Annotated in this window: 8 protein-coding genes; all 8 read right to left on the bottom strand. The window is 50.6% G+C overall.

The window, feature by feature from the left end:
- Positions 1–27: 27 nt before the first annotated feature.
- The gene (truA, locus tag ACI32D_RS09040) at positions 28–816 is read right to left on the bottom strand and encodes a tRNA pseudouridine(38-40) synthase TruA (RefSeq protein WP_439776242.1); all 789 of its coding nucleotides are present in this window, start codon (positions 814–816) and stop codon (positions 28–30) included.
- Complete coding sequence (locus ACI32D_RS09035; RefSeq protein ID WP_439776241.1) at positions 816–1,613, bottom strand: energy-coupling factor transporter transmembrane component T family protein; 798 nt, start codon at positions 1,611–1,613, stop codon at positions 816–818. The genes truA and ACI32D_RS09035 overlap by 1 nt, the downstream gene beginning before the upstream one ends.
- Entirely contained in the window at positions 1,606–2,469 is an 864-nt protein-coding gene (locus tag ACI32D_RS09030) for an energy-coupling factor transporter ATPase (RefSeq protein WP_439776240.1), read from the bottom strand. Before ACI32D_RS09030 ends, ACI32D_RS09035 begins: the two co-directional genes overlap by 8 nt.
- Positions 2,445–3,293, bottom strand: coding sequence for an energy-coupling factor ABC transporter ATP-binding protein (locus tag ACI32D_RS09025; RefSeq protein ID WP_439776239.1), 849 nt, complete (start codon positions 3,291–3,293; stop codon positions 2,445–2,447). The genes ACI32D_RS09030 and ACI32D_RS09025 overlap by 25 nt, the downstream gene beginning before the upstream one ends.
- 188 nt (positions 3,294–3,481) lie before the next feature.
- Positions 3,482–3,865: a 50S ribosomal protein L17 gene (rplQ, locus tag ACI32D_RS09020; RefSeq protein WP_002878136.1), complete on the bottom strand. Its 384-nt coding sequence runs from the start codon at positions 3,863–3,865 to the stop codon at positions 3,482–3,484.
- A 23-nt stretch (positions 3,866–3,888) separates the two neighbouring features.
- A complete protein-coding gene (locus tag ACI32D_RS09015; RefSeq protein ID WP_270447288.1) occupies positions 3,889–4,827 on the bottom strand; it encodes a DNA-directed RNA polymerase subunit alpha in 939 nt (312 codons plus the stop codon).
- A gap of 43 nt (positions 4,828–4,870) precedes the next feature.
- Positions 4,871–5,260, bottom strand: coding sequence for a 30S ribosomal protein S11 (rpsK, locus tag ACI32D_RS09010; RefSeq protein ID WP_201330222.1), 390 nt, complete (start codon positions 5,258–5,260; stop codon positions 4,871–4,873).
- Positions 5,261–5,289: 29 nt separating this feature from the next.
- Positions 5,290–5,459, bottom strand: a 170-nt coding sequence (gene rpsM / locus ACI32D_RS09005; protein WP_439776243.1) for a 30S ribosomal protein S13, incomplete at its 5' end; no start/stop codon positions are given.

Below are 5,459 nucleotides of genomic sequence, written 5' to 3'. Positions count from 1 at the left end.
CATATGTCCTAAATACCAAAATGTCAATTATAAATCAAGGTCGAGCCGATATTTTCTTGGTACTTCCTCGTAAAAGACATGATAGAGGTACAAGCCACTGGCCTGGGCGGTCTGCTGGACCTCCAGCCGGTTCTTGGCCGCGATCACCCGCTTTAAGTCGTGAACCGGCCGGCGACCATTGCCGATCTCCAGCAAGGTGGCCACCAGGATCCGGACCATGTTGTACAAAAAGCCGGTCGCGATAAAGTCCATGATCACTTCGTTGTTTTCTTCATCCAGGGCCACGTTGACATAGTACATGTCCCGGACTTTGTCCTCAATTTGCCCGCCGCTGGCCGCGAAACTGGTAAAATCATGCCGGCCCAGGAGGTCCTTGGCGGCTTCTTGCATCTTATCCACATCCACCGGATATGGATAATGGCCGGTGTAAAAACGCTTGAAGGGGTTCACGAAGCTGTCCAGGCTGACCCGGTAGCGGTACCACTTCCCCTTGACGGAAAAGCGGGAGTGGAAATCTTTATCCACAATTTCACAGTCGGTAAAAACCATATCCATCGGCAGCTGGGAATTTAGGGCCTTGATCATGTTGGCCGCCGGAATTTCCCGGCCTGGATAGTCAAAATGAATTACCTGCCCGACTGAGTGGACTCCGGCATCAGTCCGGCCTGACCCAAAGACCCGGACTTCCTGGCCCTTGGTCATCCGCTTGAGGATCTCCTCTACCGTCCCTTGGATCGTTCTTTGCCCCGGCTGGGACTGGAAACCATGAAAGTCATGGCCGTCATAGGACAATGTCAATTTGTATCTGCTCGTCATCAATGCATCCTTGTCGTGATCATCAAAATTGTCAACAGCAGGCAGTAAACAGCCGGAATTAGGTCCACCTTGCTCCATTCCAGAATCCGGTAGCGGGTCCGGCCATCACTGCCCTTGTAGCCCCGGGATTCCATGGCTGTGGACAAGTCCAGGGCCACTTCCAAAGAATCGATAAAAAGCGGCACCAGCATCGGGACCACTGACTTGGCCCGCTTGACCAGGCCGCCGTCGTTAAAGTCGGCGCCCCGGGACCGCTGGGCATTCATGATCTTGACCGTCTGGTCAAACAAGGTCGGCACGAAGCGCAAGGCGATCGAAATCACCAGACTGATCATGCCCACGTTGACCTTGAAGAGCTTGAGCGGCATCAGCATCCATTCCATAGCATCCGCGATTTCCAGAGGCTTGGTCGTCACCGTCATCACTGTTGACACCAGAATGATCATGGCAAAACGGATGAAGACGTACAAACCATTGATCAAGCCTTCGCTGGACAGGGTAAATATCCACCAGTGCCAGTAGACTTTTCCACCGGCCATGAAGAAGGTCTGCAGAAGAGAGGTAAAAACAATCAGCCAGATCATTGGCTTGACCCCGTCCCAAAAGACCCTGGCCTTCAGTCCCGTCGCGAAAACGCAGGCCAGGCCAAAGATGCTGATCACCAGATAGCTGACCCAGTTGTTGGCCAGAAAGATCATGATGATAAAGTAAAAAGTCGTCAGCAGCTTGGCCCGCGGGTCTACCCGGTAGACAAAGGTCGTACCCGGCAGGTAGCGGCCGATAATAATCTTACTCATGCTCTCCCCCCTTCAAGCTTTGGCTGATCGCATCCGCTAGTTCCGGCATGGTCAAAGGCTGGCCCGGCAGCTTTAAGCCGGCTGCCTCAAGTTTTGCGGCAAAACGGGCGCTGCGGGGTTCAGCCAGGTGGTGCTTTTGGAGCCATTCACTGTCTTTAAAAACTTCCTTAGGGCTGGCATGCTTGATCAAGCGGCCATGTTCCAAAACTAGGACGTCGTCGGCGTAATCAGCCACGTCATCCATGTTGTGGGTTACCAAAATCACCGTATGCCCGGCTGCCTGGTAGTCCTTAAACAGCTGCATCATTTCCAGCCGCCCCATTGGATCCAGGCCAGCTGCCGGCTCATCTAAACAAATGATATCCGGCTCGTAGGCCAAAACCCCAGCCAGGGCCACCCGCCGCATCTGCCCGCCAGATAAGTCAAATGGCGAATGCTCAATCAAGTCGTCTTTCAGACCCACCTTTTTAAGCCATTTTAAGGCCGCCTCACGGGCCTCATCTTCACTGAAGCCAAAGTTCCTTGGCCCATACTCAACGTCCTTTAGAATCGTGTTTTCGAAGAGTTGAGCCTCAGGGAACTGAAAGGCCAGGCTCACCTTGCGGCGCAGGTCCTTCAAGCCCTTATTGCCAGTCTCGGGGGTAATAGTGTAGCCCGCGATTTCGATCTTGCCGCTGGTGGGCTTGAGCAGCGCGTTAAAGTGCTGCATCAGGGTCGACTTGCCGCTGCCCGTGTGGCCAACCAAAGCGATGAACTTCCCCTCTTCCAGGCTGAAATTCAGCTGGTCCAGACCGATAGCTTCCAGCGGTGAGCCGGGGCTGTAGACGTAACTTACATTTTCGAATTTAATTGCCATAAGCTCTGAACCAACTTTTCCTCATCATCAATTTCATCCGGGAGCTCAATGTCCCGTTCCTTCAACAGCTGCTTGAGCCGGTAGACAAAGGGAATGTCCAGGCCGATCCGCTCCAGCATCTCCACCTTGGAAAAAATTTCCTCCGGCTTGCCCTGGTCCAGCAGCTGGCCATCGTCTAAGACCAAAACCTGGTCAGCCCCTGCTGCTTCTTCCAGGTCGTGGGTGATGGAAATAACCGTCAAGTCATTGTCTTCTTTGATCTTCCGGACCAGGTCCAAGATCTGCTCCTTGCCTTCCGGGTCCAGCATGGAGGTCGATTCATCCAGGATGATGACCTGGGGTTTGACCGCCAGGATGCCGGCGATCGCTACGCGCTGTTTCTGCCCCCCTGAGAGGTTGCTGGGCTCGCTGCCAGCATAATCAGCCATACCGACGTCAGCGACCGCCTGAGCGACGATTTTCAGCATTTCTGGCCGGGGGACAGCCCGGTTTTCCAAGCCAAAAGCGACATCGTCACTGACCGTGGCTCCGACAAACTGATTGTCAGGATTCTGGAAGACGATACCGACCTTTTCTCGAACGTCCCAAACAGTGTCAGCCCCCAGTTTGACCCCGTCAACCATAATGGTGGACTTATCCAAATCATCTGGTGCCAGCAGGCCATTGATCAATTTAGAAACCGTCGACTTGCCGGAGCCGTTATGGCCGATCAAAGCCGTCCAGCTTCCCCGCTCAATCGCGAAAGAAAGGTCAGACACCGCTGGCCGCGGGCTGTCTGGGTAAGTAAAAGTCACATGGTCAAAAGAAATAATATTGTCGCTCATCGCGTCACCACCTATTTGCTCATTTCCTTCTATTGTATCAAGTGACAGAAAAAAAGCGAAAAAAAAATCATCCATGAAGAGGGATGATATCGAACCATCTAAGCTAGACTAAGGTTTCCCCATCATCATCGCGCTTATTCTCGCTTTCATGAATAATTTCAAAAAGTATTAAATTTGCAGCTTGAGAATTAAACCAATTCCAAAACTACCATAGGAGCTGCGTCACCCTTACGAGGAACTGCCAGCTTCATGATCCGGGTGTAACCACCGTTACGGTCCTTGTAACGAGGAGCTACGTCGCTGAAGAGCTTTTGAAGTGCTGACTTAACAACTACTTCGTCGCCTTCTTCGTGGATATCAGCGATTTCGTTACGTACAAAAGCAGCAGCCTTTCTTCTTGCAGCCAAGTCACCGCGCTTGCCCAAAGTGATCATCTTTTCAGCAGTGCGACGTACTTCCTTAGCGCGAGCTTCAGTAGTGACGATGCGTTCGTTAATGATCAATTGGGTAGTCATTTCACGGAGCATAGCTTTTCTTTGACTACTGTCCCAACCTAATTTACGGTATGACATTAATGTGCCTCCTTTATTACAGACTAGTCTTCTTGACGAAGTGAAAGACCCAGGTCTGCCAATTTATTCTTAACTTCTTCCAATGATTTACGTCCCAGGTTGCGTACCCGCATCATTTCTGCTTCTGACTTAACAGTCAAGTCTTGCAGGGTGTTGATGCCAGCCCGCTTCAAGCAGTTGTATGAACGAACTGAAAGGTCCAGGTCCTCGATAGTCATTTCGAGCTTCTTTTCCTTTTGGTCGTTCTCCTGTTCTACCATAACTTCGCCGATTTCGGCAGCAGCGTCAGCTGATTCGAAGGCCTTGAAGTGTTCTACCAGAACACGAGCGGCAAAGTTGAGGGCGTCATTCGGAGCGATTGAACCATTTGTCCAAATTTCCAGGGTAAGCTTGTCAAAGTCTTCTCTCTTACCAACCCGGGTTGATTCAACTTGGTAGTTGACCTTTTCGATTGGTGAGAAAAGTGAGTCAACTGGAATGTCGCCGATAGACATTTCAGCAGTCTTGTTTTCGCTGGCTGGTACGTAGCCCCGGCCGTTGCAGACATCAATCCACATGTGCAGGTGGCCACCTTGAGCGATGGTACAAATGTATTGGTCAGGATTCAAGACTTCAACATCAGCATCAGCCTTTAAATCTTCAGCAGTTACCGTAGCTGGACCTTCAACGTCGAGTTCGATCGTCTTTACTTCTTCAGTGTAGGCTCTGAGTTCAAGCTTCTTCAGGTTCAAGATGATCTTGGTTACGTCTTCTTTAACACCGGGAACAGTAGTGAATTCGTGCAAGACACCATCGATCTTCACCTTCACCAAACCGGTCCCTGGAACAGAAGTCAGCAAAACCCGACGCAGTGAATTACCTAAGGTAGTACCAAACCCACGCTCCAGCGGTTCAACGACAAACTTACCGTAACTGTCTTCTTGATCCACGACGGTAATATTTGGTTTTTTAAATTCAATCATTACTGGGCCCCTTTCAAAACGCACGTCTCAAAGTAAGATTTTATTAAACACGACGACGCTTTGGTGGTCTAGAACCGTTGTGAGGTACTGGAGTAACGTCACGGATTGAAGTGATTTCCAGACCAGCAGCTTGCAGAGCACGGATTGCTGATTCACGACCAGAACCTGGGCCCTTAACTGATACTTCGATGTGGTTCATACCTTGGTCAATTGCGCTCTTAGCAGCAGCTTCAGCAGCCATTTGCGCAGCAAATGGAGTAGACTTACGGCTACCCTTGAAACCCAAAGCACCAGCTGAAGACCAGGCAACGGCGTTACCTTGAACGTCAGTAATCATAACTAAAGTGTTGTTAAACGTTGAGTGAATGTGAGCCACGCCACTTTCAACGTGCTTCTTCACACGACGCTTACGAGCAGTTTTCTTTGCAGGCATCAATAAACCTCCTTATATTATTTTTTGGATTAACGGCTTCTCTTAGCACCCTTGCGAGTACGTGCGTTGTTCTTGGTGTTTTGACCACGAACTGGAAGACCGCGACGGTGACGGATACCACGGTATGAACCGATATCAACAAGACGCTTAATGTTCATGCTTACTTCACGACGCAAGTCACCTTCAACACGGTACTTGT

Source organism: Lactobacillus sp. (assembly GCF_051873315.1).
GTDB lineage: Bacteria > Bacillota > Bacilli > Lactobacillales > Lactobacillaceae > Lactobacillus.
This window is presented reverse-complemented; position numbering and strand designations above follow the sequence as displayed.